Here is a 24,227-nt window from a genome sequence, read left to right as displayed (position 1 = left end):
TAAGAGTGCTTATCTGAACTAATACGGCTATTTACTCTTATTCGCTTAATTCATACTGTGATTTGGCTTGGTGGGTTACTTAGCGACACCTTGAAGCATTTCAACCAATTCGCCTTCTGTCGCTGGTTCGCTAGCGAGTTCAATCACAGCCGAAGCTCCTCCCTTTAACATGTAGGCTTGGGTTCCGCAGTGGTCATAGTGGAACCATTTACCATCTACACATACGTCGGTATAACATCTTGGGTCTTGTTTAAGTTCCATATCAATTTCCTTATTAACATTTGCCTAACGTTTTTCAGACTAGTTGATCACAAATCTAGGTAAATTGATCTAAATCAATCTAGAGTGTAATTGATGATTTAATTATCAAAATAAGAGAGGTGTGTCTAGCGAAGGAGCGACCTCTCGTTGGGCACTGCGCTCAAAGGTCGTGATTCTGGTTGGCGACTCTCGCTCTTTTGCTTGCCAGGTGATGCTTTTCTACATACGCTAGCTACTCTCTTAATCCCTATACAGACTTGATTGTGTTGGAAAATGACTAATATCTTTATCGTTGTAATTGTTCTGGTTGTGTTCTTTTACTTTATTCAAAAGTATGTGGTGAAACACGATGACACCAAAGACCACGCTTATCAGAAGAAAGGCGCGTTGATGTCGGCGCAACAGGCGACATTCTATAATGCGCTAAAATCAGCTGTGGGCAACCATGGGGAAGTGTTTGCTAAAGTCAGCATGTCGAACGTACTTGTTCCTGCTAAGACGAACAATAAGAAGAATTGGTTTATCGCCAACAACAAGATCTCACGTAGTTACTTCGACTTTGTTGTTTGCGACCCGCGAACGCTAGAGCCCCGCGTTATTATCGAACTTGATAACGGCAAAGAGCTCAATAAAGGGAAAGTCGATCGCGAAAAGCTACTAATTCACGTGTGTAAATCGGCAGGTTTACCTCTGATTGGTGCATCTATTAAACACAGCTACCAAGTGAGCCGTTTGAAGAGGTTACTGGCAGCACACATCGATTTAATCGAGCCATCAAAAGAAGTGCGATTTTGTAAGAAGTGTGGTAGCCCAATGATCATCAAACTGGCAAGCCAAGGCGATTACAAAGGCCGACGCTTCTTCACTTGTAGCCGCCAGCCAAACTGCACCTATACCGAAAACTACAACGTTGTATTCGATGTTGAAGAATAGTTGGTATCGATAGTAATGCATCCGGTTGGACTCCATTCAATCGCTTAGATACGAATAAGTTATACAAACTAAAAAGCCGAGCATTGATTATGCTCGGCTTTACTAATATTAAGTGGATTGGTTTAGACTAAAACGCGTAACGCATACCGAGCTGTAGCTCATCTTCGTCGTTATCGCCTTGCCCACCTTCGCCCTCGTCTAACATGTTAAACTTATAACTACCAAAGAAGGCCACATCGCCAATATAACGTGCGTATTCTAGACCGATAAAGTTAATGTCGTAATCTGCAATATCGTCAGCTTCAAAGTAGCTGTAGGTCAGGTTGACGGTGTTGGCACCAAACGAGTATCCCAAGTAAGCATCGGCAGAATCGTAGTCTGAATCTTTTACGCCTAGACCTGAAATACTACCAAATTGATAGAGTGCGGCGAACCAAACCCCCTGATCGTTGGTGTACTTAACCGCACCAATATAGGCATCAGAAGTTTCTGTATCTGTCCCAGCGCCATAGGTTTCATCACTTGACGCATAACCGACGCCAATATCTAACCCAATCGAAGTGCTGCCGGCGACAACTGCACCGAAGCCGTCACTTTGTGCTGATTCACTATCTGAATTGAAATTGCCATCAATTTGAAAGGTGATGTTGTCGCTTGTCAGTTCATAACGTAAAACATTTTTTGCTCGATCAGCAGTCGACACCGTGTATTCATTGATATAGCCGCTGAAGGTTTCAGCCATATCCGTCCAATCGGTTAAGTAGGTAACGGCATTATTTTGGTGGCCATAATAGACGTTACCGTGATTGGTTTGAACACCCGTATATAAGAATCGAGTGTTAATGCCGATATCATCTGATGCGCCATCTTCAGACTCTGTTAGTTCGAATTCATATTTCCCAAAAAAGGAAACATCGTCCGACGCTTTTTGTGTGCCATCGACACTTAAGCGGACACGTGATCTATCACTATAGGTGCTACTATTACCAGCACTTTTATTCGCATCAGAGAAATTCCCTCGAACTTCTGCGCGGCCGCCGATATTGAATACTGTTTCATCTGTCTCATAAATGGTCGCCGCCGATACGGCAGATGTCGATAGTATGCTCACCACTGCAATGGCGATATGTGATTTTTTCATAATTTATTCCCTATTTTTCACACTTGTATTTATCGCAAACCATAAATTCACGTATAGCATTGAATTTAGATTATTGATTCCTACAGGTTATGAATATAGGCGCGCTTTACCATTATGCAAATTTCATTATGTATTACTGTGCTGTATGTATTCAAAATAGCTATGATGTGTGGGGTTGGGTTTTGAATTGCTTATAGATTGTTGCTCTTGAGGGAGATTAATTGTAGCTGATGTTTTTCGACTATAGAGTGCTATCGTATTTATGTATGTTGGTAATAACCCGGCCACTTTATATGAAAAATCCGAATTTAGTCATTGCGGCCTAGTAATTCGATGACGACGATTACAAAATCGTGGTGATTTTTATGAATGATGTATTTCAGTGAGTTACAAAGCCTCTGCGTGCCTTTCACTTATAATGATCAAAATACTACGGTAACCCAATGGGCAAGCAAAATTTTTGACACTAAATATAGGCATTGATCTATACCTGTATGGTTACTGTAAAGGCCAAGAAAAACGGTATAGACAACAAAAATCCCAAATTGAACACATTAGGTTAGTTAATTGGTTGTCATCAAGGATTAGAATTTTTTCTAACTAAACTTTGTTTTTCAGCGGTTTGACGATAATCTGGGTGTAAAATCGACATGTTGTTATGTCTTTGATTGCAAAGTGAGCAAACGAATCGCAAGATGCCAGTTAATACTTGCACCATCTGTTTATCATGGATATCATCGTTGGCGTTTTAAGGGAATGCGTCCGTAGCTCAGTTGGTTAGAGTACCGCCTTGACATGGCGGGGGTCGGTGATTCGAGTTCACTCGGACGCACCATTCCTTCTTTAGTTTTTATTGCATAACTATTGAGTTTGTCACAATGGTAGTAATAAGAAATTAGAACATCGCCCGCTTAGCTCAGTTGGTTAGAGTACTTGCATGACATGCAAGGTGTCACTGGTTCGAGTCCAGTAGCGGGCACCAAATTCGTTCTTTATGAACAAGCAAAAAAGCCCACCTAGTGTGGGCTTTTTTGCACCTCTCACATTTGCATAGTTATTCATTTCGTATCAGCCTCAATGGTTTTGTTTCAGCTGACTCTTGTCTGGTTAGGCACAATTAGTTCCTTTCGTGCCCATGCTGTGCCCACGTTCAATGGATACGGTTAGTTTTACAAGAACGAAATAAGTTGCCAATAAGCCCTCAGACTTCAGCTTACTTTTGGACAGAAATCATGTAGATTCAGTGCTCTAATCTACATGTTTCGCATAAGCTGAGTTTTGGCAAAGAATGGATTGCAAGTACCGAATGATGACCCTCGTTACTTCTTGGTGTCGCTCGTCTGTCAATCAGTGTTGGGAGACTTTCTTCTGCATATCCGAGCAATTTACTTAATGTAGGGCGGGCTTGTTCAACAACCAGATAAAGTGTCGGCTGTGCGATACTTATCCTTATTTGTTAATCAATTATTTTTAACACCTTTCAAAGACTGCTATCTGGGTTGATTAATGGATTGTTGCTGCAAACTTTTCAAAGGAGTACTTTTCTAACAATGGGACTCGTCTCTTCGTTAATTGTATTCGGTATTCAGGCGCACTTTTTAGGCCTTCATAACTTTTATAAATGAGTAAACCATCCTCAGAGCACCACATATCCCCAGAAAATACGCTAATCGTAGGGCTTTCCCCTTCTACGAGGCGAACAAGAACGACCAAGAAACTAGCGCTAGATTTAAGTTTTGATTCAGTAATAAATTGCTGATTTTCATTAGTGATAGTCTTAACCTGAACTTCGAAAAACTGGCCACCTTTGCGCGCGATAAAGTCAATTCCTCTATCGTCTACTTCCGCTGTGTAAACTTCGAAACCGAACATGGTAAATTCCATTTTTGCAAAGTACTCACCATATGTTCCTTTTTGTTGGTTATTTAATTTTTTCCATTGATATCTCATGTTCATTCCTGTGTTAGTTTTAGCTTTTCACAAACTGTGAAAATCAAATCCGCTAAATCCGAAATCGTAGCGCAATCGTAGTAACTACCAAACTCATCATCCATTGCCTCAAATGTCGCGTCGGCTGCATCGTCTACTTCCTTAATGCCGACAAGGTCGGAAAAGTCGAGCATAAACATCGTCGCAATCATGATACCTTTATCTTCCATGCCGCCGACGGCATTACCATCTTCGTCTTGACCACAAAATATCCGACCGTAGGTGACATCCTCAAACGACACGCCCAGCTCTCGAGCCCATACCATGCGCTCAATATCATCGGCCAGGTCACTGTCAGGTTTGATCTTGTCCTGTGGTAGTTCGAAATAATAGGCGAACAGTTCAATCAAAAATGCCGTGATCTGTCCATGGCTGGTGGTCGCGGACAAGTGAATAGTTGGACACTTTGCAAGTAGTAGCCGCTCTTGCTCTTCTGATAAGTCATCATCGAGTGTTTGTGGCAATACAGGCGCTGTAGGTGAAATTTTGATGTACATAGATTTCATTTCTTTGTTCATTTCATCGAGCTTTTCAAAGGTTGCAATCTCTTCTTTAGTTACTGGCGGCTCTGGATAATCCATATTGTTTCCTAATACTGTAATGTGTGCACTAATCGCGGAGAGCGGTTCGTTTACTGTGATTGAATAAGAGTGGTTATCTGCGCTTCGATATCATTCTTTTCATTGATTAACTGCTCTAATCGGCGGTATTTCTCGTCCAGATCTAGGGCTTGAGCGGGCTTTAGATTCGGAATTTCGAGTGAATTGAGTTGACGGGGTGTCAACCGTAGTTGCGCGAGAGCATTCACTGAAAAGTCTCTGAAGGTGTATTCAAGCAAAGTTTGGCCTGTCTGTGACTTTAAGAATAAGAACAGGCGTTTTCCATTCCATGGGCCGAATGTGGTCGGTCGCAGTACGCAAAAACGATCGGCGCATACAAATTCTTTCTGGTGTTCTGCTGAATAATAAGCAACGTTCACTTTTTTCTTATTTATGCTTTTATATAGCAAAATGTCGCCGGGCTTCGCCAAACAATAACGCTGCCTATTGTCTACTTTTAGCATTGCAGTCTTTAGTGCTTGCGTGTCAATCATGCCAAATTGATTAATGGCGTTTGGATCAAGTTGTTGAACCTCAATCTCATGACCAGAACCTAGATGTGGATCATCAATACTGTCTAATCGACTAGGCCTGACGAGATCAAAGGTCTGAGTAAGCGAGTGCCACTCAGAGTTGGGAACGGAATACGTTTGTTCAATTTCGCACTTTAGGATTTTCAAATTGTGTTTAAAGCCGACCTGATGCATTTGGCTGCGAAAGTAGCGTTGGACGATTGGGTGCCAAGGGTTGCACAATGTATTGATGGCATCATTATCTGTAGCGATGTCTATGTTGGTTGGTGATTTATCTTGATTTTCAATTAAGCCAACGCATTGGCTAAAATCATTCCAAACCTTCAACAGTTGCTTTGAATCATCGCCACTTATAAATAGTGCGAGCTCATTGCGTGTATCTTCAATGCGGAACTTTAGTCGGTGGTTGAAGAGTCTTGCATCGACTTTGAACTCGAAATGAGTTTGATTTCTTGCTGAAAGTTTGCCCGTAAATTCAGACTGGTGCAGCTGACAATCGATGGAGAAATTGTCCCAATCTTCGAGCGCGAGTTTTAGCGTGTTGAGTTTTTCAGGTGTAATGAAGATCTGTTGACATTGTTCGACAAAGAACAGCCCACCAATTGCTGTTAACTCGGTAAAATTTGTAGTATTAGTGGAAAACTCGCGCTGAGTCAAAATGCCGAGGTCAAAAAAGTAAGCAGGAGTAGCGTTAAGCGCTTCCAGTGCTGTATCTAGGGTGTAGTTCCCAAGTTCTCGCTGCTCTGCGATGAACTGGTCGCGCTGTTCAAACCACTCTTTGGTTAGGCTCATTGGTTGATCTCCCTGATCTTTTCATTGTACTGGTTGTATTGGGTTAAGATTGCTTGAGCGATTTTCGCCGCACCGTGTTTAGAAGGTTCAATCGGAGAGGCGGGGGCGTAGTCTTGGGCTTGGTTACAAATAACGCGAAGGTCGAGTACGGGTATATGATGTTCGGCAGCCTCTCTTAGAATGACTTCATTAAACAGCCCTAGGGCGACGATTTCCGCACTAGACAGTTTGGGGATCCCATCGTAAATGGTGCTAACCGTAAGTTTTGGAAATTTTCTAAGCGCAACGGCCAAAACGTGTCGGTAGTCTCGACGAAAGCTCTCCCTTACCTGGTGCAGTGAACTTAACGCGTCACTAATGTTATTGGCGTCAATTTCAAGTAAGCCCGCAGCAGAATAACCCAGTAAATCGTTGCCGCCACACGAAAGAAACGCACATTGCATATTGAAATATGTCTTTGAGCGAGCTCTGGCTATTTGGCTCGGAACATTGGCCATAACGTGTCCATCAACAGCAAGTAATTCGACTTCAGTTCTCGCGGCATTATCGCCCTTAGCCTCATTTATCCCTTCAGTTCGGATTAAGTTTGTTAATTGCTCTGCTACCGATTCCCCGTCACTCACATAGGGGGCATTGTCAAATATAGAATCGCCAAGTAAGACGATTTGATCGGTTAAGTACCGGGCAGTGGGTTCACTGACTTTGATATTCATGATCTATACCTGTTGTCGAGCGTTGCACTTACTTTACTTGTCTAAATGCGAATGCGTAAGTGTCGCAAAATGGTACATGCTTCATTTTGACAGCGTATTAAAGGCGTTTTAGTAGCCCTCGTTCTTGCAGTAAACGGGAGAGCTCTTCACGATTTTTAATCCAGACTTGCTGGTGCCCTGGCTCTGTTTGCACGTGATTGAGGCTTAGCCCTAGACCATGAATGAGGTAGTTTACCTGTGACAACCTGCTTGGTATGACAAGCTCCCCGTCGCACATCCCGTAATCTCTCTCTATTAGAGACACTTGATGGTTATTAAGTCGAGGATCGGCTTGTAGTATAAGATTAATGGGTGTGTTCCAATCACTGTCTTCTTCTATTGGATTGGGGGAAGCATCGAGAATGTCAGGTTCACCAATAAAGCGACTTAACACGAAATCACGATAGGCTCTGTTTTTTTCACAGTACGCTCGAACATGCCAGCGCAGAGGGGTCTCTACCAATGAGTGGGGGGCGATAACTCGAGCCTCTGGTACTGTCGAACTCATCGACAAATATTCAATTTCTAATCTCCGTCCTTTGCTGATTGCTCTCACGAGTGCGCGCATTATAACGGGGTCAATCGCCCGTGTAGGAGGCATCACTGAGGTAACTTCCCGAAACCCAAGTGCGGAATGATTGTTTTTGGACACGAGACGTTCATTAAGTGCTAATAGGTTAAGGTACTCGTCGACACTACCCCGAGTAAAGAGTGGTTGAAAGTTCTTTGATGCGGTATAGCCAGCATTTTGCATGTCATATTCGAGGTTGCTAGGAGCATGTTCAACCTTGTAGGTGTTAATTTCTCTAGAGGCTTGTTGCCTTCCAATGTCGAAACAGCTGCACAAGTGTTTTGTGGTCACTCGACCTTCCCAATAGGCGATGATTTCTATGACTTGGAAGCGTAGTAGTGTCTTTTTGTTTATTTTTGTTGTTAGAGTTTGTGCTTGCTCGATCATTAAACTACTCAAATGGTAAAGGTTAGGTGGTTAGTCGATAACAGGGTAAATAGAGTCGCCCCAAAGTTCATTGGGGTGGTTCATCATAATCTCGATGAGAAGTGGGATAACTTTTGCCATGATAGCTGTGCAGTCAGCGATTTGTTGACGGTTTACTTTTCCGTTCCAAGTAGCGCCTCCATGCAGAAGTTGATTTCTTAGCGTGTATAGGCGACTAAATACTATCGATAACACAATCTCGGTTTGCTCACTCGCGAGTGCTAAATGACTGGCGTGAATAGATTTTGTGCGCAGTTGCTTCCACTCATCTTGGCTAACGGTACCGTTTTGGGCATCCCAATAGGATTCAAAGATAAACTCATTATTGAGAACCACACGTATCGTGTTGGTATATTCCTGCCATACAAATTCAGCCAGTTGACCCTCATTGTCTAGAGAGACAATCTTTGAAAGGAATTGCTGAAACTTACCTCGCTCGCTCATTAATATTGAACGGTCAATGTGTTGAGCATAGGCTGCGTTAAAGGCGATCCAGTAGAAGATAAATTGGCTGTCTAAATCGCCCGATTGTTCGGCTTTGTTGAGCCAACTTAGTGCTCGATGGACACGAACCGCCAATGATCTTGTGTGTTGTTCTCTGACTTCTCTGTGTTTCGATTTTAGCCTTTCGTAGTGCATACCAATCCTTTGATAATGCCTGTAGGGTTGATTTTCTAGAATGCAACAAAATGAGTAAGCGGTGTTAAGAGGTGGATCAAGAAACGGACGATTGATGTATCAAATATTGGCATGTACCAAAATGGGACACTTATGTAAGTGATAGGGATCAGATAGGATAGTCGTTGAATTTATCGGGAAGAGGGTTCCATTTGAGTCGTTCAGAAAATCACGAAGGTAATAAGCAACTTATATTAGATAAAGCGAAAGGTGCAATGACGGGTTTGGCTATGGGAGATGCGCTAGGCACAACACTGGAGTTTTGTCCCAAAGATAGCTATTCGCCACTAACAGATATAGTAGGTGGTGGCCCATTTCACTTAAAGGCAGGTCAATGGACTGATGATACTTCGATGATGTTGTGTTTGGCAGACAGTCTTTTGGCTGTGGGTAACCAAAACGCTGAAGACCAAATGGAACGTTACACGGCTTGGTGGAAATTTGGAGAAAACTCGGTCACTGGTCAATGTTTCGATATCGGCAATACAGTTCTTGACGCTTTAACCTCTTTCGAATCTACGAACGTTGCTATTGCAGGTTCAGCTGATGAATGGAGTGCTGGAAATGGCAGCTTGATGCGCTTAGCCCCCATACCTATTTTCTATTCTTCTTTCCGGTCAGTCGGCGAAGATGACGCTGTTAAAGCGGCAAGGCATAGTTCCGTTACCACTCATGCGGAGAAAAGAGCTGTTGAGTCCTGTGAAATTATGGCTTGGCTAATGTATCGAATATTTGATGACCTGAAAGGTACGTTAAGTAAAGCCGAATTATTCGCCCAACTGGAAAACTATTGGGGTAGCGCAGATATTCATAATGATTTACGTGAGATAGTGAATGGTTCATTTATAACTAAGACAAGGCAACAAATTGAGGGGAGTGGATTTGTTGTTAAGTCGCTCGAGGCGGCATTGTGGTCTTTTGCTCATAGCAGCAGTTTTGAGCAAGGAGCACTATTAGCGGCAAATTTGGGCGCTGATGCAGATACGACGGCTGCAATCTACGGGCAACTCGCTGGCGCATTCTATGGATATAGCCAATTGCCAAAGTTATGGCTTGAGAAACTAGCTTGGCGAGAGCATATTGAAGAGCAAGCAACATTGCTGGCAATGCTTCCTACGTTTGAAGATCTTGCTTCAATGCTCAACCAGATAACGAGTATGCCTGAAAGCTCATTGCAAGAGTCTATCTATCCGCTGTTGTATGACTATGGCTGTATCTTGGTTGATTACCGTTGGATGGATTTTCCCAATCGAGCGCTGATCGCGACTGATCTCAGGGCCCCTGTTGCAGAGAGTTATCAAAAACAGCAGTTTCTTGAGCGCATGAGCTATGTTGAGGGCTTTCAAGTGATCACAACCATCATTAGAGGCGACAGATTTAATGATGGTTTATGGCAAAAATTTGTAGACGATGGTTCACTATACGTCTGGCTAGAACGAATGACACAATTCGCAAATAATAATGAAAATATTAGAGGTTAAAATGGAACAACAGGTTCAAAGTTTGTATGCCAATATCACGTTAAACGATGTTCAGTTGGCCGCAATTTACTATCCAATTTTAGTGGATCTTGCTCGTCATAAGCATTGCCTGACTTATGGTGAGCTGGTTAAGCGAGCTAAAGAATCACATCCTGATGCTGAATACGTGCAACGTGCGTTACCCGTGTCGGCTGGTCGCAAGCTTGACGTTGTACGATTGTTTACCTCTGAGCGCGGCTTACCTGATGTGACATCCCTTATTATCAATAAGACTGCGGGTGAATGCGGTAATGGCGTTACTGAGTACTTCGATCCCGTTAAGTTAAGAGACGAAGTGTTTGCTTATGACTGGTCTTCAGTCTCTGACGATTTTGATATGTACATTGAAACGGCGGAACAAAAGGCTACCCCTCCCGTTAGGCTTTCACGTGCTGATGCAATGACAATGACGTTGGACTTTTTTAAAGCCAACAAAGCAAGTCTTCCGAAAGCTACTTCCCAACATAGAGACGACATCATCAACTTGATCCTTGATGGGTATAAAACTGAAGAGGCGTTTAAGTTGGTTGGTGATAGCCTATAAATTGGCTTTTATTGGCGAGGTGAGATGAATCAATCAGATAGTTTTGGGGGAAATACGATGACGAACGAAAACTTAACGGCGTGTCTTGCGAAGCAGTTTTGTGATGGGTTGTGGGATAGCTACACCAAAAAGTATCCCGATTTCCTCAATCGTATAAGTCCCATATTTGTGCATTTGGCGATTTATCAGCACCTCGTTAGCCAGCGCTCTATCATTGGCAGTAAAGGGCGACAACGTCAGCAAGAGTTAGTCGAATCGTTTGAGCAGTGGTATGAGGGAATAGAGCATGCTCGTGCCATTGATTGGATTGACCTAAATCTCGCAGCGCTAGATACAATTCAGGACAATACAGGCGACTATAGCTATGGCTTTGATGCGGCGGGGGGCTTTATTCGTGATGATGGTACAGAACAGGCCTGGGAAAGCAGTATTAACCACCAGCTTTTTCAGGCATTGCCAATAGTATCTTCAATTGTTGACGCCAATAACCATAATAAAGAGATCGTTAGGCAAATTGAGAATCTGTTATCAGCTCTTGTACCTTTTCCAATTACCACTCCGATACCTGGCGAGCTAGAATTGTTGTCGCTAATGGTCGATGATATTTCACGCTTGTTGATTGGTAAACCACATGATGCGGGCAAAGCGCATGCTTTAGATGGCTATTTATATCTATTTCAAAGTGCGGTACTCGGGAGCCATAGAACCAAACAAGAATGTGTCCAGCTCGCGATTTCGATTCATGAAAGAGTTACGAATATTCAAAACGAGGGGAGTGTGCCTCGGCTCATTGATTCATTCTGGCAAATGGGTTTTGGTTACTCTGATGAGTTAGTTAAAGACTACAACCAACTGGTTGTAATGTTGGATAGCCAGGTGTGCACCGTGCATAGAGAGGATATCGATGATGGCTTTGAGCTGAGTGTTTGGCGCTATCCGTTTAAGGAACAAACGCAGCAAAAGATTATTCTAAGAGGTGACGGAAAGTTTAAGCTAATGGGCGAAAAGCCGCTCATTTTTGATGATCCTCGTATGGTTGTAGATCTCTTGATGAGTATGGCATCACGTGACAGTTAATAAGATCGTCTGGAGAGTAATAGTCCCACTTGTTCGGGGAGTATGTCTCGTGATATCGCCACTGTTACTTCGCTATATCAGGAGAATCAATAGAAAACATATACCACTCGCCAACTCATGCCAGGAAGTTGTCCCTTTCTTGTCGGTTTACTTCAGTAATGAATTGTTGGCCAAAACGAAGGTGATTTATGTCAAGGAAGTGCCAAAATTACTGCCTTCGGGGTTGTTATTTGGCAAGGCGGCAGGGATTGCCCTTGAAGACACCGTCTACGTGAAAGAAGAATATAGATATCGCTGGCACCTCCACTTTCACGAACTTGTTCATACTCAGCAATGGCAACGGTTAGGGTCGATTGAGTTTTTGTCTCAGTATATCGTTGAGGCATTGACTCGTGGGTATCGTTGCAACAATTTTGAAGTGGAAGCCTTCGAGCTTGAAGAGCGGTTTAAACGTAATGATGTTTTTAGGATTTGTTGACCTTTGCGGCTTTGTTAATGATCAAATCAAGCGACCCGATATAGATCTTGCCGTTTGGGAATGTGATTTTGTAGATAACCTTGCTATTACTATCCATATTGACCTTCAACTAAACTGTTTATTCATAATCTTTTAACATTAGAAAATGTTGGTCAATATGAACATCGTCGTTTAGAGAAGAGTATCGACTCTAAACGGTTTTGGGGCAAAACTAAGTTAGCGACTAGCTGTATTCAATAAACTAGCAGCAACTGTGCTTTTAGAGCAGGGGCCTATTCCAAACAATAGATCATCTGGAAGGGGAAATTGAAGTGGGATAGTTGAGAGATCGCTATGATCTAGATACATATCTAACTTGGCTCTTATTCTGGTATGTACTCTATAAGCTCTTCGATCTTGCATTCGAAGAATTTACACAATTCATTCAAAGTGGTCGTTGTGGTTGTATAACCTTTGTTATTAGCAAGCTTTGACATCGCGGAGCTTTGAACTCCAACGGCTTCGGCAACTTCAGATAAAGTAATCTTACGTTTTTCGCGTAACGATTTAACCTCTAATAATTCTTTTATCTTATATCTAATCATTTATATATAATTATTTGGTATATAAATCGTCTTGATGGGACGAATTAATGGCTCTATAGTTTGTCTTGTCAGGACGAAAGTTATTCTTGGCTAGCAAATAAGGAGGTCATTATGGACCAAACATTATTGACTGCAAAAGAGCTCGCAAGTCGTATCAAATTTAGCGCCAACTATATTAACGCGACATTGCGAGACTCTCTTTTCATCGAAGGTAAGCATTACATCCGACCTTTCAATGGTCGCAAAATTCTCTACATTTGGGAAGCAATTGAGTGGGATTTGTATCAATCTGCATCTCGAAATCAAAATATAATTCCAATGGCTGGAGGGCGTATCTGTTATGGGTAAAGTACGAGAACGAAATGGAAAACTATTTCTGGATTTTAGGTACAACGATATCCGATGCAGAGAACAGACTGCCTTACCTAATACCATTCAGAATACCAGGAAGTTGCAAAAGCTGCTTAATCAGATAGATGCAGACATAAGACTGGGGTCTTTCGTCTATAGAGATTACTTTCCAAGCTCAAGTAGAGCTGCTCGATTTCTTGAGGAGGACTGTAAGGCCGAAAAGGTAAAGCAAGAAATGTTGGGGAGTTATAAAAGTGCAATACACGAAGCACAAGGTACTTCTCTTATTTCATTAGAAGACTTTGCCGCTGAGTGGTACGAAGAAAACGAAAGTCGATGGAAAGAAAGCTATAAGGAGAGTATTCGTTTATACCTTTACAGATACCTTGTTCCACACTTTGGAAGTACTTCTATTGATCAGATCTCTAGGCCAGATATTTTGAAGTTCAGAGCTGAATTAGCTAAACCAAAATCGGGTAAGAAACTATCAGCAGAGTTTATTAATCACGTGATGACGCCATTAAGGATGATGTTGTCAGAAGCTGCAGATCGTTATGAATTTAGAACTCCGTTTGAAAATATTAAAGCGTTGAGAATTGATAGAAGAGACGTTCAGCCGTTTAGTATTGAGGAAGTAATGCAGTTTCTCGACAAAATTAGGGAAGATTACAAGACGTATTTCACTACACGCTTCTTTACTGGGATGCGGACTTCAGAGATTGATGGTTTGAAGTGGCAATACGTAGATTTCAATTTGAAGACAATTTCTGTTCGTGAAACTTATGTGCATGGGCGAATGGATACAGTTAAGACGACAGGTTCTACTAGAGATATTCAAATGAACTCTCATGTTTATGAGGCTTTGGAAAAGCAATTCAAGTTAACAGGGGAAGGAGAGTTCGTCTTTACAAATGCTTCAGGGAACCCTTTGGACAAAGGGAATGTCCGTGACCGAATTTGGAAGCCTGCGTTAAAAGAGATGGGGTTGAAGTATCGTCGTCCATACGAAACGCGCCATACTTATGCCACTCTGATGCTTGCCGCTGGTGAAGCCCCTGAGTGGATAGCTAGGCAAATGGGGCATACGACGACCAAGATGCTTTTTCAGACATACAGCCGTTTCGTACCTAATTTAACTCGGAATGATGGAAGTGCATTTGAACGTCTATTGAAAAAAGTTAATAGTGGTGGGTTAGGAGGTGATAAATGAAGTATTCTCCTTTGACAATCCATTGCACTAGTTTGTGCTTCGATGTGATTCAAGGGCAACATTTCAAAGCCATGTCACATCAGGATATCGATGAAAACTATCAAGAAGTCTATTGTTTGGTAAGAGAAAGAACGTCATTATACCCAATGCATTATGTAAGAGAGCATAAGTTTGTGAGTGAGGTGGCGGAAGTTGTAGTAACGGTGCTTCATCACTGCTTGAATGAGCCAATAAAGCGGGATTCTGATTGGGTACTTGAAGTTATTGAAGCATCAATTGATAAGTCAATAAAACGATATGTAAATTGAATGCTTAGCTTTATTGCTCATAGCTCCTAGAACGTCGATGTTCGCTCGAATCTAGGGGCTAAAATATTATTGTTACTTCTGCACGAATGTTCGTTTCGATTGTTACTAAAAAGTAAATGAGATTTAAAAGGGATTAATATGCTTAAAGTTGGAGTGATCGATTATATAGCGACAGGAGAAGGTCGACATATATATATAAAAACCGGAACTGAAGACTCTATTCGACGCAACGTTGGAGATTGGCTTTATCAAGGTGCAGACGTATATTCTATTGAAGAATGGTTGGAAATTGATAGAGCCTCTGATTCCAGTAATCAGCGAAACTCAGCTGTGGTTATTCTTAAAACATATGCTCCTGCGTTATGGGATGCGATGGTAAAAGGTTTAGTTATGAAAGTGGACATTGAATACCACGATAATCAAAGCTAACTAAGGCTTCGCTTTAGCTACATTCATGAACCTCATCTTGGTAGATACGTTTTTCACAAGCTTATAAACCTCATTTCGAAACCCCTTTCAAATATTATGCTTCTCAACGAAACGACTTAGTTTGAGAGGCCTGTCATGTGTAAACAATCTAGCTACAGCAAATACCAAAAGCGTGTAATCAAATTTTTAAATGACCAACTTGGTACAGCTACGCCTTTCTCTTACGAAAGAACTCAGACAAATCACCTAAAAGTACTTATAGATGGTGTACCAAAGCCCATTTTTACTGGGTCTACGCCATCAGATTGTAAATCAATCAATAACTTTATGGCTGAAGTAAAGCGTGAAATTAGAGCGAGTAAAGCTGAAGTGGATGATTCGAAACCTACCCCTGAATTACCTAATCCCATAAAAGCCTCTAACGATAAGCTAATTCAGGGTTGTATTAAATCTTTGCGCACACGCCTACCGGTGTTGAAATCTCAAGAAGAGTCTCGTGTTTTAGAGACTCAAGAGCTAGACGATATCACCCCGAATCGCTTAGACGCGGTAAAGCATTCCATCTCATTCGCATTGCAAGCGCGAAAAGATGGCGTCTATATCAAACGAAATGAAATGAAAGAGCTTGAGCAAGCAATTCTAAAGCATTTAAATTTCATGCTGCCAACAATGGCTTATTACGCTGAACTTCTCGTTAATAAAAACAAGTGTAACCAGAAGAGTCTTGAACCTTTACCTGCAGAAACCGTGATGAACGAGTCTGATGTTCGAGAGTTTCGAGCTACGACTGTCGTGAGCATAGATTCTCCGTCGAGAGAGAGGGAGAAAGAAGAAAGCCTAACCAATTCTAAAGAAGCAAAAAAGCAGAACATTGCTCATTCAGCTAAACAAACCAAAGATTCCGCCTTAGAGTTGATGACAATGTCAGCGGATAATCGAGTGAGTTTGCTACGAAATCTGACCAAAGCGCAGGCGCTGACACTCATTGATGATTTAAATCATGCGTTAGCTTTGAACCGCGAACAAGATATCGAAGCTGTCGTTGAGTTAATCCGTGATAAAGACTTGCCTTTAGAAGCCATTATTTCTCGTTTAGAGGCCGCTTAAGGTGAAAAAAATTAACCCGCTATCGTTTAACAGTTTGGTGTTTGAATAATATGAAAACTTCTTTAGCAACTATACCTACTAGTTCAATAGGATATAACTTTGATATCGTTATTTGTCATTGGAGCGATCGCTTAACGGCTTATCGCAACTATCCAGATGGTAGACAAGATATGATTGAGGGAGGTATTGGTATTGGCCTAGATTTTATCTGTAATGAGGCGACCAGAGATGGGTGGTTATCTGCCATTCCTAAACCGTTGTTAGCTCAGAGTGAAATTTTTCCAGATCACCAGTACCAAATGCTCTGGCTTGCAGCTAATAGTGTCAACGCTAGAGAGATACTAAATGTCCGACCGATTATTCTAGCGATGCTCTGTGAGCATTACCCTGTTGATAATGAACAGGCTCTAGGACTAGCAAATCAGGGACAAAGAAAGATCCTAGAGCAACTTGGACTTGCAGGCACCAAGTCTGCGTTAAGATTTATCGATAAGTTAGATTTGACGTATGAACGTGCGGGGGAAATCTTCCACGTGATGAAGCTCCTTGATGCCAGAACTTGCCATTATAAGAGGTTCAGTCATTACAAAAAAATCAACTTCTCTAGCTTATCATTAGACAATACACATCCATTTCTGACAGGTACACGTCTAGGTCAATCATTGGAGAACACCGGCTACACAACGCGACTAAAACTAACGTTATGCATCGAAGATTCATTGCGACTTGGTCAAGCGTTGGGAGTACAAGAGCCAATGCAAAACATTGTTCGCCTTGAAAACAATGAGGCTTTGGTTGCGTTGCATGATGATTGGGTGCAAAGACATAACTTAGCTCGAACACAGTCTATGAGGCCCATTGACGCCAATATACCCTATATGCGCTGCCTTTGTAAGACAGACAAGATAGAGCAGATCCAAGATTATGATGACCTATGCAAGGAAGGCGCTGAGATGCGCCATTGTATCGCTGTTTATCATAACCGTATTGCTCAAGGTCGGTATGCTGTATTTAGACTTTTTCAACCTGAGCGAATGACCATTGGGGTTAGTATTCTTCCCGGCAAATCATTTCCCTTTGAAATCGATCAAATTGCTGGCGCTCGAAATAAACTAGCAACCGAAAGTACCCGTAAAGTTATATTTGATTGGCTTGAATCAGCAAGAAAAGCCAAGATAAATTGATTGTTTTTTGTAAGCTTACCAATATCCCACACATTTTATTTTAGGTAAACGGGTCACATAATCAAAACGTAATATCGTATATCGTAGCAGTCCAATAAATCGTGACAAGGAACCTTCATGAATCTTATGCAGCAGTACCGATATAAACGCTACATAGCGAGGAGTCACGAGTTGGCAATATTGCGAGGATAAAATCGCCCAATAGCCAGCGGGCGATTCAATAACCCACTCACCATTCGATAATCATCAATAAACAGCGTCAGCAGTAGGAGCACTCCTTGGCCTTAATTGAAAGCAAATATATTACCACTCTGTTCAGTGAATTAAACCAATACGGCCTGCGTGGTAACAGCGCATTATGGTCCATCTTACCCGTCGAGTTAATCGCCAATAGCGACCGCTACACCACCGTAGGCTTACTTAAATGGGTGGATGATTACGTTGTGACACTACTTGAGCAAGCAAGGCTTGCATCGAGTGAAGCAGGACTAGTCGGATGGCGAGCAAACGACAGCAATGACATTTATATCGAGTCTCTTAATCAAGGTGGTATGTCGGGTGGGCTACTTGATATACGTTATTGGCAAGAGGTGATGCGGCCAATGCTTGAGCAGCGCTGTCTGCAGCTAGAGCAAGGGTTACAGTTTAAGCAACAGCATCATTTGGAAAGCGTGTTTTTTATTGGCGATCTTCACGCTCAGCAAGATAAATTAACCACTTTGCTCGACAGCCAAGGGCTACCAGAACAGAGTGATGACTCTAATACCACTATTGTCTTCATTGGGGATTTAGTTGATAACAGCCCAAATTCAGCAACCGATCATATCGCGACGCTGAATACGGTTAAAAACTTAGTCGACAATAAACAAGCGCTTTGCTTACTAGGCAACCACGAGTTTAATGCGGTGGGTTGGTACCTAAAGGGCGCTGACGGAAAGCACCTTCGCGATCGCAGTAAAGCAGGCAATCAAAAACAACACGCGCATTTTCTCGCGCAGGTTGGTGAAGACTCGCCATTACATCAACATTGGGTCGAGTGGTTTATGACCCTGCCTTTGTATCTTAATTGTGGCGATATTCGTGCTATTCATGCCTGCTGGCACGAAGAGAGCATCGCACGCTTAGAGCAGTACCTTAATCCAGACCGTTCACTAAAATCAGAACATTGGGAAGAGGCTTTTAATCGTAATCACGAACTGTTTGGTCTAATTGAAACTCTGCTTAAAGGGCCAGAAGCACATTTGCCACAAGGCATTAGCTTTGCAGATAAGAATGGCATTGAGCGTAACGACATTCGTGTTGCTTGGTGGAAAGACGAGTACGCAGTAGATAGCTATCGAGAATTGGCGGTGGTTCCAGCTGCTCAAAAAACATCCATCCCCGATACGCCCGTTGAGTGTGGTGCAATGGCTTACAACACGCCACCTTTGTTTCCTGTCATCGTCGGCCACTACACACTCCCCCTGACACCGTTTCCGCAACCTGTGAGCGAGAGTGTCGTGTGCGTTGATTATAACGCCGCGAAGGAAGAGAACCCATTGGTGGGCTATCACGCTTATCTGCCCGGTTGGGACGAGTCACCCAACGAGTTAATCGGATCGCATGGCTTTGCGTATGCGAATGAACTGAACTGTGCTGAGGTGGTTAGCAACGGTATTACTCAACTGCTAAACGCGATGTTAGCCACGCTACCGGCAGCAAAAGCTGACAATGGCTTTTCTCAAACAGTGAGTGAAGTGCTGCTAACCGAATGGGACCCAATTGGGGTTTATGACCCTGATGAGGTGGATGAAGATTTGGCGGATGAGTATTCGCAATACGAGCCTGATGTTAATCGGTTGGCACAAACAGGCAATCTTCAGCAACTCGCGGCTTATTTACTGTTAACTGAGCAGCATGTTATTGGTGTTGAGCGAGAAGATGGCGCAGATTACTGCACAAAAACAGCGTACAAATTGGTAGAAAAATGGTCAGAGCTATTATCACAAAAAAGTGAAGGCGATTTTGATAGTTTGTTCTGATAATTATTCGATATTTTTACAGTTACTCCAAACCGATGAGTTCTAAATGACTAAATATACAAGAAAAGCCAGTAAACATGGCCAGAAACCAACCTACACATTTACCGAAGTTAATAATCGAACGCTCAACGTGGTTAGAGACAATGATGGTGATCTGTTTGAGTACAATTTTTCTATTGGGCACAAATTTGAAACGTACGCTGGTACACCAGTAGAAATGATTGGTCTTAACCCTAATGGGGGGAACCCAGATTCAGGCTACTACATCATTGTGCGAGAAATTACACCGGAAGGTTTAGGTAAGTTAACAGATGTCAGCGCACAGAATCAGGTTGATAAAATTTATTGGGGTCTTAAACAAGCTGATGATTCTTCGATCAGTGGTGAAATCAATACACAAGAGCCACAGGAGTATGTTGAAGGAGCTGTTAAACAAGTCACTGTTAATAAATATGAAAGGGATCCAAAGGCAAGAAAAGCATGTATCGAATATTACGGTACAAGATGCCAGATTTGCAGTTTCGACTTTGCGAAAAAGTACGGACCTCATGGGTCGGGGTTCATTGAAGTTCATCATATCAAGCCCCTTAATACCATCGCTAAAAGCTACAAGGTAGATCCAGTTAAAGACTTAATCCCAGTCTGTTCAAACTGCCATTCAATTTTACATCGAGGAACAAATCCTCTGAGTGTTGACGGCTTACGCTCAATTCTGAATTAAGGGAGTAAAATGATGGAAAATGAAATAGTTCAACGAATTATCGCACATTTTAACAATGACGAATGTCTCGTTACAGGTAAGAAAAGCTATGAAGCGACCCTAAGAGGCAAGACTATCATTGTGAAGTGCAATGGCTGCATTGAAGAAAATATTAAAGTGCTAGATGATGGTTCTATTAGACACAAAGAGATGACATTTAATAGCTTCGTTGAATGGCTATATTGGTATGAGATGTAAGCTTATAAGTCGCTATCATTTACGCGCTTCAATTAGAATACCTCTCGTCAATGAAAGGTATCTATCATGTACAAACAATCAGGCTTTGCTCTATTTAAGAGCATAACCTTGATGTCGTGGTGATCCCCACTCGTGTAAAGACTTACAAATAACTGGCACTATTTCCGACTTTTGCTGCATAAAATGTTATGCATTGTTTCAGAGGAAATATATAACTCAATTGCATACACGGTCATCGTAATAAGAGCAATTATTTGATATAAGGTATGCAATTCAAATTTGGAGTATCAATGGCTTATGGCGACTTCTTTAAACTTCGAACTCATTCGTGAACATAACGAAAAACTGGCAAATTTAGGATACCTCGCTGAGCAGATCCTACATTTAGACCCTGGCAGCGCGATTACGCGATTGCGTGGCTTTGCCGAAGAAGTCACCAAAGAGATTTATGCCATTGATGGTTTAGCAAGGCTTCCGCAGGCAAGCTTTATGGAACTGCTAAAGAACGATGCTTTTATTGATGTCACTGAATCACGCCTTCGAGATCAGCTTCATTTCTTGCGAGTAGAAGGGAATGACACTGCACATGGTGGTGACGGTTCTACGCGTAAAGCTTATGCGGCACTGGGTACAGCTCACTCTTTATCTCAATACCTTGCGATTAACTATTACGGCTTTCAAGTATCCGAGCTCAAAGAGCTTGTATACCCAGAGGCACCTACCTCAAACTCTTTAACGCAAAAGCAACTTGATAAAGTTATTGAAGAGAACGAACAGAAGCAACAAGCGCTGTTTGATGAATTAGAGCGCGAGCGCCAGAAGCGACAAGCAGCAGAAACTCAGGTCGAGTTAACGGCTGAACAACTCAAGCAAGCAAAAGCACAGGCGAAATCGCGTAGTCAACAAACGGCGAACAGCCTTCAATGGGATGAAAATAAAACTCGCCAGTTGTTAATTGATACATTACTGGCTCAGGCGGGTTGGGATATTAACGATCCAGAAAAAGTAGGCATTGAAGTTGAAGTCGAACACCAACCGACAAACTCCGGAGTAGGATATGTTGATTATGTTCTTTGGGACGACGACGGTACGCCACTTGCCGTTGTCGAAGCGAAACGTTCGCGTGAACATATGCAAAAAGGCAGAGAGCAAGCTCGCTATTATGCTGAAGGTCTAGCAAAGCAACATAACTGTCCAGAGCCGATTGTGTTTTATACCAATGGCTATGAGATTTGCATTTGGGATACCAAGCAATACAACACCTATCGTCAGGTGTTTGGCTTCTATTCCAAAGATAGCCTGAAGTTTTTGCAATACCAGCATTTACATAAAGATCCAAACTTAGAACAACTCAACCCTAGCGCGAATATTGCAGGTCGACCTTATCAGATTGAGGCGATCAAATCGGTGACCAACCAATTCCAAAATCAGCGCCGTAAAGCATTGATTGTTCAAGCAACAGGAACGGGGAAAACTCGTGTATCCATTGCATTAGTTGAGTTGCTACTTCGTTCTCGCTGGGTTAAGCGCGTGCTATTCTTGTGTGACCGTAAGGAGCTGCGCCGTCAAGCCGATGGAGCGTTTAAAGACTTTTTACCAAGTGAACCGCGTTGTGTCATCGGGGAGAAAAACCAAGTCGACCAGTCAGCTCGTGTATTCGTCTCGACTTACCCGGGTATGATGAACCGATTCTCACAATTGGATGTAGGCTTCTTTGATTTGATCATTGCCGATGAATCACACCGTAGTATCTATAACCGCTATCGTGACATTTTCGACTACTTTGATGCAATGCAGGTAGGTTTAACTGCAACACCAGTCAAGTTCATTGCGCGTAACACTTATGACTTGTTTGGATGTGAAAATGGCGACCCAACCTTTAACTTCGACCTAGCAGAAGCGATCTCGCATGAGCCACGTTTCCTAAATCCATTCAGAGTAAAAGAGTTCACTACCGAATTCTTACGTGATGGTATCCACTACAGCAAACTCACTCCAGAACAACAAGCGCAGCTTGAAGAAGATCTAGGAGAAGAAGAGGCGCAAAATACCACCATTAAAGGCAAAGACATTGGCAAGAAGATTTTCAGTGTCGAAACCGACAGTGCCATCCTAGAGAACTTGATGGAAAATGGCATTAAAGATGCCACTAAGTCGCTAGTGGGGAAAACCATCATCTTTGCGCAAAACCAAGCGCATGCTGAACAACTTGAGAAACTCTTCTGTGAAGATCTGTATCCACAATACGGCAGTAAAGTGTGTAAGGTGATCCACAATGCCGTTGATCGACCAGAAGCTCGAATTGACGAGTTTAAAAAGCCAGATAACGATTTCCGTATCGCTATTTCAGTAGACATGATGGACACCGGTATCGATGTTCCAGAAGTGGTCAACCTTGTGTTTGCACGCCCTGTGAAATCTTGGGTGAAGTTCTGGCAGATGATTGGGCGTGGTACAAGACTTTGTCCAGATCTGTTTGGCCCCGATAAAGACAAAGAAGAGTTCTTGATTTTCGACCACTATGGCAACTTTGAATATTTTGAAGAAGAGTATGTAGAAGCAGACACTGGCGTTAGCCGTTCACTGCTGCAAACCGTCTTTGAAGCACGCTTACAACTTGCCGATGAAGCTCAAAAGCGTGCCGACGTTAAAGCCTTTGAGCTCGCTTGCGCGCAGATGAAAGCGGATATTTGTGACCTACCCGAAGGCGCAATTGCCGTTCGCCGTGAGCTGAGAAACGTAAAACAGCTCCAAGAAACTGATCAGTTACTCCAAATGAATGGTTCCACTAGGCATTTACTGGAAACTACAATCGCGCCTCTGATGGGAAATCGCACACTAAAAGACAAAGATGCCTCAATGCTGGATCGCTTAACCTCACAAATTCAAAGTGCTCAGTTATCAGGTAGTAGTGAGATCGAAAACCTAAAAGCGGATTACATCTCTCGCTTACAAAACCTAGCAGTGACCATTACAGAAGTGCGCAAACAAGGCGATGAAATCGCAAGAGTGCAAACCCAGAAATACTGGCAAGACATTACGCTAGAGCAGCTTGAAAACACACGCACTAAACTGCGTGGGATTATGAAGTTCAAAAAGAAAGAACTGTCTCCCTATGAGAATATTCAGACAACCACAGCGCAAGATGGCGAGGTTCGTGAAACTGACCGTGTGGTGGTTATCGGTGATGAAACAGAAGCCATGGTTTACCGTAAGCGTTTGAAAGATATTCTCGATAAAATGCTCGCTGATAATCCTGTATTACAGAAGATTCATAACAACCAAGCAGTGACAGAAGATGAACTAAAATCACTGACTTCAACAATTTTAACGCAGCACCCCGGTGTTGATGCGAATGCTTTGAACGCTTTTTATGGAAGAACTTCAGAAGAGCTGAGCCAAACGTTGGTTCAGCTAGTGGGTTTAGACGCCGATCTCGTCAATCAACGCTTTACCGATTTCATTCAAAATAACCAACTTAGCTACAAGCAAGTGCAGTTTTTGAATCAATTGAAACGCTTTATTTGTCAGAACGGGCGTATCAAAGTCGCAGATTTATACGAGGGGCCGTTTGAGCGCCTAACCGATGGCGAAGGCTTAGATATCTTCACCGATTCAAAAGCGGACGAGCTTGAAGCGTTAATGCAGCCATTTTTGATGCCACATTAACCAAACGGTCATTCAAAACACCGAAAAGGGAGTTTGTAAGGTTACGAACTCCCTTATTCATTATAAAATCTCATAATCTACACCTCTTAACTTTGTCGTTTGCAAAGTTGAT

The 24,227-nt window shown here is 42.5% G+C and carries 24 protein-coding genes and 2 tRNA genes; 17 read left to right on the top strand and 9 right to left on the bottom strand.

What is annotated here, in order from left to right; all coding sequences use genetic code 11:
- Nucleotides 1-75 precede the first annotated feature (75 nt).
- Nucleotides 76-261 (bottom strand): hypothetical protein, encoded by a 186-nt coding sequence (locus tag AB6E52_RS03590; RefSeq protein ID WP_017059179.1) that lies wholly within the window; start codon nt 259-261, stop codon nt 76-78.
- A 273-nt stretch (nt 262-534) separates the two neighbouring features.
- Here AB6E52_RS03590 and AB6E52_RS03585 point away from each other — a divergent pair, with 273 nt between their 5' ends.
- The gene (locus AB6E52_RS03585; RefSeq protein WP_017065541.1) at nt 535-1,194 is read left to right on the top strand and encodes a DUF2726 domain-containing protein; all 660 of its coding nucleotides are present in this window, start codon (nt 535-537) and stop codon (nt 1,192-1,194) included.
- Nucleotides 1,195-1,321: 127 nt separating this feature from the next.
- Here the strand turns inward: AB6E52_RS03585 and AB6E52_RS03580 are convergent, their stop codons facing one another.
- On the bottom strand, nt 1,322-2,335 hold the full coding sequence (locus tag AB6E52_RS03580) for a porin (RefSeq protein ID WP_102320102.1): 1,014 nt from the start codon (nt 2,333-2,335) through the stop codon (nt 1,322-1,324).
- Nucleotides 2,336-3,093: 758 nt separating this feature from the next.
- Between AB6E52_RS03580 and AB6E52_RS03575 the strand changes: the two genes are divergently transcribed.
- Together AB6E52_RS03575 and AB6E52_RS03570 are read left to right on the top strand one after the other, a co-directional pair.
- Nucleotides 3,094-3,170: transfer RNA gene (locus AB6E52_RS03575), tRNA-Val, on the top strand.
- Nucleotides 3,171-3,240: 70 nt separating this feature from the next.
- Nucleotides 3,241-3,317: transfer RNA gene (locus AB6E52_RS03570), tRNA-Val, on the top strand.
- Between the two features lie 521 nt (nt 3,318-3,838).
- Here AB6E52_RS03570 and AB6E52_RS03565 read toward each other — a convergent pair.
- The 6 genes from AB6E52_RS03565 to AB6E52_RS03540 all read right to left on the bottom strand — a co-directional run bounded on the left by AB6E52_RS03565 (nt 3,839) and on the right by AB6E52_RS03540 (nt 8,636).
- Nucleotides 3,839-4,285, bottom strand: coding sequence for a hypothetical protein (locus AB6E52_RS03565; RefSeq protein ID WP_102320103.1), 447 nt, complete (start codon nt 4,283-4,285; stop codon nt 3,839-3,841).
- A 2-nt stretch (nt 4,286-4,287) separates the two neighbouring features.
- Nucleotides 4,288-4,905, bottom strand: a complete 618-nt coding sequence (locus AB6E52_RS03560) for a hypothetical protein (RefSeq protein WP_102320104.1) — start codon at nt 4,903-4,905, stop codon at nt 4,288-4,290.
- A gap of 50 nt (nt 4,906-4,955) precedes the next feature.
- Nucleotides 4,956-6,248 (bottom strand): hypothetical protein, encoded by a 1,293-nt coding sequence (locus AB6E52_RS03555; protein ID WP_102320105.1) that lies wholly within the window; start codon nt 6,246-6,248, stop codon nt 4,956-4,958.
- Nucleotides 6,245-6,961: an SGNH/GDSL hydrolase family protein gene (locus AB6E52_RS03550; protein ID WP_102320106.1), complete on the bottom strand. Its 717-nt coding sequence runs from the start codon at nt 6,959-6,961 to the stop codon at nt 6,245-6,247. Before AB6E52_RS03550 ends, AB6E52_RS03555 begins: the two co-directional genes overlap by 4 nt.
- A gap of 97 nt (nt 6,962-7,058) precedes the next feature.
- Nucleotides 7,059-7,958: a YafY family protein gene (locus AB6E52_RS03545; RefSeq protein ID WP_102320107.1), complete on the bottom strand. Its 900-nt coding sequence runs from the start codon at nt 7,956-7,958 to the stop codon at nt 7,059-7,061.
- A gap of 30 nt (nt 7,959-7,988) precedes the next feature.
- Nucleotides 7,989-8,636 (bottom strand): HEPN domain-containing protein, encoded by a 648-nt coding sequence (locus AB6E52_RS03540; protein ID WP_102320108.1) that lies wholly within the window; start codon nt 8,634-8,636, stop codon nt 7,989-7,991.
- Nucleotides 8,637-8,827: 191 nt separating this feature from the next.
- Here AB6E52_RS03540 and AB6E52_RS03535 point away from each other — a divergent pair, with 191 nt between their 5' ends.
- The 4 genes from AB6E52_RS03535 (at nt 8,828) to AB6E52_RS03520 (ending at nt 12,294) form a co-directional block, all read left to right on the top strand.
- Nucleotides 8,828-10,156 carry an ADP-ribosylglycohydrolase family protein gene (locus tag AB6E52_RS03535; protein WP_372084390.1) on the top strand — a complete coding sequence of 443 codons (1,329 nt, stop codon included), beginning with the start codon at nt 8,828-8,830 and terminating at the stop codon, nt 10,154-10,156.
- A 1-nt stretch (nt 10,157) separates the two neighbouring features.
- On the top strand, nt 10,158-10,739 hold the full coding sequence (locus tag AB6E52_RS03530; RefSeq protein ID WP_102320109.1) for a hypothetical protein: 582 nt from the start codon (nt 10,158-10,160) through the stop codon (nt 10,737-10,739).
- Between the two features lie 24 nt (nt 10,740-10,763).
- A complete protein-coding gene (locus tag AB6E52_RS03525; protein ID WP_102320110.1) occupies nt 10,764-11,816 on the top strand; it encodes a hypothetical protein in 1,053 nt (350 codons plus the stop codon).
- A 139-nt stretch (nt 11,817-11,955) separates the two neighbouring features.
- Nucleotides 11,956-12,294 carry a hypothetical protein gene (locus AB6E52_RS03520; RefSeq protein WP_133151371.1) on the top strand — a complete coding sequence of 113 codons (339 nt, stop codon included), beginning with the start codon at nt 11,956-11,958 and terminating at the stop codon, nt 12,292-12,294.
- Nucleotides 12,295-12,656: 362 nt separating this feature from the next.
- On the opposite strand, the gene AB6E52_RS03515 is transcribed toward AB6E52_RS03520, so the two are convergent.
- The gene (locus AB6E52_RS03515) at nt 12,657-12,878 is read right to left on the bottom strand and encodes a helix-turn-helix transcriptional regulator (protein WP_017070422.1); all 222 of its coding nucleotides are present in this window, start codon (nt 12,876-12,878) and stop codon (nt 12,657-12,659) included.
- 111 nt (nt 12,879-12,989) lie between these two features.
- Here AB6E52_RS03515 and AB6E52_RS03510 point away from each other — a divergent pair, with 111 nt between their 5' ends.
- The 10 genes from AB6E52_RS03510 to AB6E52_RS03465 all read left to right on the top strand — a co-directional run bounded on the left by AB6E52_RS03510 (nt 12,990) and on the right by AB6E52_RS03465 (nt 24,115).
- Nucleotides 12,990-13,226: a hypothetical protein gene (locus tag AB6E52_RS03510; protein ID WP_102320112.1), complete on the top strand. Its 237-nt coding sequence runs from the start codon at nt 12,990-12,992 to the stop codon at nt 13,224-13,226.
- Nucleotides 13,219-14,439 carry a site-specific integrase gene (locus AB6E52_RS03505; protein ID WP_017070424.1) on the top strand — a complete coding sequence of 407 codons (1,221 nt, stop codon included), beginning with the start codon at nt 13,219-13,221 and terminating at the stop codon, nt 14,437-14,439. The genes AB6E52_RS03510 and AB6E52_RS03505 overlap by 8 nt, the downstream gene beginning before the upstream one ends.
- Nucleotides 14,436-14,747 (top strand): hypothetical protein, encoded by a 312-nt coding sequence (locus tag AB6E52_RS03500; RefSeq protein WP_017070425.1) that lies wholly within the window; start codon nt 14,436-14,438, stop codon nt 14,745-14,747. The genes AB6E52_RS03505 and AB6E52_RS03500 overlap by 4 nt, the downstream gene beginning before the upstream one ends.
- Nucleotides 14,748-14,885: 138 nt before the next feature.
- Nucleotides 14,886-15,176: a hypothetical protein gene (locus tag AB6E52_RS03495; RefSeq protein WP_017070426.1), complete on the top strand. Its 291-nt coding sequence runs from the start codon at nt 14,886-14,888 to the stop codon at nt 15,174-15,176.
- Nucleotides 15,177-15,311: 135 nt separating this feature from the next.
- Nucleotides 15,312-16,283 (top strand): hypothetical protein, encoded by a 972-nt coding sequence (locus AB6E52_RS03490; RefSeq protein ID WP_102320113.1) that lies wholly within the window; start codon nt 15,312-15,314, stop codon nt 16,281-16,283.
- Nucleotides 16,284-16,333: 50 nt separating this feature from the next.
- Complete coding sequence (locus AB6E52_RS03485; protein ID WP_102320114.1) at nt 16,334-17,467, top strand: PcfJ domain-containing protein; 1,134 nt, start codon at nt 16,334-16,336, stop codon at nt 17,465-17,467.
- 278 nt (nt 17,468-17,745) lie between these two features.
- Nucleotides 17,746-19,488 carry a metallophosphoesterase gene (locus tag AB6E52_RS03480; protein WP_102320115.1) on the top strand — a complete coding sequence of 581 codons (1,743 nt, stop codon included), beginning with the start codon at nt 17,746-17,748 and terminating at the stop codon, nt 19,486-19,488.
- A gap of 46 nt (nt 19,489-19,534) precedes the next feature.
- Complete coding sequence (locus AB6E52_RS03475; protein WP_017072273.1) at nt 19,535-20,209, top strand: HNH endonuclease; 675 nt, start codon at nt 19,535-19,537, stop codon at nt 20,207-20,209.
- Nucleotides 20,210-20,218: 9 nt separating this feature from the next.
- On the top strand, nt 20,219-20,446 hold the full coding sequence (locus tag AB6E52_RS03470) for a hypothetical protein (RefSeq protein WP_133151372.1): 228 nt from the start codon (nt 20,219-20,221) through the stop codon (nt 20,444-20,446).
- A 297-nt stretch (nt 20,447-20,743) separates the two neighbouring features.
- Complete coding sequence (locus AB6E52_RS03465; protein ID WP_102320116.1) at nt 20,744-24,115, top strand: DEAD/DEAH box helicase family protein; 3,372 nt, start codon at nt 20,744-20,746, stop codon at nt 24,113-24,115.
- Nucleotides 24,116-24,227: the final 112 nt, after the last annotated feature.

Source organism: Vibrio sp. 10N.247.311.13 (genome assembly GCF_041467595.1).
GTDB classification, from domain to species: Bacteria; Pseudomonadota; Gammaproteobacteria; order Enterobacterales; family Vibrionaceae; genus Vibrio; species Vibrio crassostreae_C.
Note: the sequence above shows the minus strand (reverse complement) of the source record. Positions and strands in the feature narration are given on the sequence as shown.